The sequence below is a fragment of the Pseudoflavonifractor sp. An184 genome, assembly GCF_002160305.1.
In the GTDB taxonomy this organism is placed as follows: domain Bacteria; phylum Bacillota; class Clostridia; order Oscillospirales; family Oscillospiraceae; genus Lawsonibacter; species Lawsonibacter pullicola.
On the sequence record NZ_NFKI01000116.1, the window covers coordinates 1 to 2,550 of the forward strand.

The 2,550-nt window shown below is 67.0% G+C and carries 2 protein-coding genes; both read left to right on the top strand.

From position 1 onward, the window contains the following. Positions 1-1,836: M56 family metallopeptidase (locus B5F19_RS16590; protein ID WP_140394278.1), on the top strand; the 1,836-nt coding region annotated here is incomplete at its 5' end. Continuing rightward, the gene (locus B5F19_RS16595) at positions 1,833-2,390 is read left to right on the top strand and encodes a hypothetical protein (RefSeq protein WP_087292840.1); all 558 of its coding nucleotides are present in this window, start codon (positions 1,833-1,835) and stop codon (positions 2,388-2,390) included. The genes B5F19_RS16590 and B5F19_RS16595, both read left to right, overlap by 4 nt. The last annotated feature ends 160 nt before the right edge of the window (positions 2,391-2,550 follow it).

Sequence of the window (2,550 nt, forward strand, 5' to 3'; positions counted from 1 at the left end):
GCTCCCGGGCCAGGGCCTCGATGGCCGCCCGGCGCCCCAACCTCCTGGACGGACTGGGCCTTCCTGATCTACTGCGCGGGGGTCGTGCTGTGGGCGGCCTGGTTCGTGGCCGGCGCGGTGCGGCTGTCCCTGCGGGTGCGGGGCGGCGTGCCGGTGGAGGGGGAGCGCCGGGCGGCCATCGAGGCCCTGGCCCGGGAGCAGCGGCTCCCCATGCCCCGGCGGATTGTGGAGTGCCGCTGGGCCCGCACCCCCTTTGTGGTGGGGGTGGTCCGGCCCGCCCTGGTCCTGCCCATGGGCTGGGCGCTGGACGGGAAGGTGGTCCTCCACGAGCTGCTCCACCTGAAATACCGGGACGTGTGGGCCGGGTGGCTCACCACCGCCCTCCGGTGCCTCCACTGGTGCAACCCGTTTCTCTGGTTCGTCTTTGACAAGATGGGCAACGACCGGGAGTCCCTGTGCGACCAGCGGGTGCTGGAGCGGCTGGAGGGGGAGGAGCGCCGGGACTACGGCCGCTGTCTCCTGGCCATGGCGGACGACCGGGCCATGCGCACCCCCGGGGCCACCACCATGGCCAACGGGGCCCGGGCGGTGAAGGCCCGCATTGAGGCCATTGCCCGGTTCAAGCGCTTCCCCCAGGGGATGGGGCTGGTATCCGGGTGCATCGTGTTCGCCCTGTCCCTGTCTCTGGTGGCGGGGGTGCCCGTGCCGGCGGAGGGAGAAGAGACCACCGTGCGAGCTTCACAGGAGATCGAGATGGCACCGGAGCTGGTGGCCGAGACCCTGGTCCTGGCCTCCCAGAACCGGGCCACCACTGTGGCTGGAGCCCTGGACGCCTATGGCAAGGGGGAGTACCACCGGTTTTACGACGGGATCTACGACGAGCTGCTGTGCTGGACCATCTGTGCCCCCCAGGAGGACCTGCCCGCCGTTTTGGAGCGCTGGGAGCAGGATCGTGGGAGGGCGGCATACGGCTGGCGCACCGGCCCGGTGTTCCGTGGATTGACCTCCGACGGCGGGGACGGCTATCTGTGTCAGGTGTTCTGGTTCCGGGATATGCGGTTCAAAAGCGACGATGACCCCCGCTGGCCGGAGGAGGACGAGCCCTGGCCGGTGGAGTACCTGTGCCACACCGTCCGCGTCCGGCCCGACGGAGATTATTGGACGGTGGAGAAGCTGGCGGAGACCTCCGCGGTCCTGGAAGAGGGGTGGTACAGTGAGCATCAGCTGTATGGCCCTGTCACTTGGTCCGGAGAGGCGGAAGGAATTTCCGTGGAGCTCTCTCACACAACGACCACGACAACAGGAGCGGGTCCGCTGAGGCTGGCAAGCCTGCGGGATTATCAGGAGGAAAATGGTTTACAGGATATCCTGTACCCCTCTGCCCCCGATCCGGAGGCGCCCCTCCCGGACAGCACCTTTTCCAGTGTCTGGTCCAGCATTCTGCTCTGCATGGAAAATCAGGGGGACACCACCCGGTACCCCCTTCAAATCCACGCGCAGCCCGTGTGGGACGACCCGGAAATTCAAGTGGGCGGGTCAGTATTATCCGGCGGTTTCTCCTGGGGCAGTTCCACGAAGGCCTTCCGCAGCGAGGCGGCGTTTACCTATGAGGGGGTTTTCTCCTTGGAGCCTGGCGAAGTGATTCAAAACCAGTGCGACGGTGGAGGCGCTGAGGGCGCCTTGTCCGACGATATGCGCCATTTTGTGGGGCCGGACGGCTACCAGGTTACGCTGACCCTGGACCTGGAGAAAAGCGTCGCCATTCCCCTCACCCCCCGGTACACCACCCCCGACGGCGGGACCTTTACCCTGGACGGAGAGGAGGGACCCCAATGACAGAGCAGGCCGACCTGTTTACCGGCGCGCGGCGCGTCTTCTGGGGGTACTTTTTCCTGCTCCTGGACTTCAACCTGAATTTGGGCAGCGACGTCACCATCCCCCTGCTGCCCAACTTTGTGGGGTGGATCTTCCTGTGGCGGGGGGCGGATATCCTCTCCTCCGCCCGGCCCTCTCTGGGGCTGCTGAAGCCCTTCTGCACCGCGCTGGGGGTGTGCGCCCTCACCCAGTTTGTCCCGGCCCTGGAGGCCGCGGCGCCCGGCTGGCTGACCCTGCTTTTGTCCGTCATCAGCCTGTACACCGACTTTCAGCTCCTCACCGACCTGGCCGCCCTGGCCCAGGAGGCCCTGGGGGAGGGGCGGCGGGTCAAACGGCTGCGCACCGCCCGGACCCTGATTGTGGCGGCCAAGACGGCGCTGTACTGCTACGATCTGGTGGTATCCCTCAACGCCCTGGCGGTGGTGCTTATGGCGGTCTCCTTCTGCGTGCAGGTCTTTCTGCTGTTTCAGCTGTGGGGACTGTCCAGGGACCTGGAGAAACAGCAGAGCCCGTAGGGCGTAGCTGCCCCCAAAGCCCTCACCCGGGGGGTGAGGGGCGCTCCCCCCCAAAAGCCTTCCCCCTGGGGGGAAGGTGGCACGGCGAAGCCGTGACGGATGAGGGGGCGATGATAGAGCGGTTTCGTTCCTCGCAGGGGGAATTTCGCCGCCTGCGGGC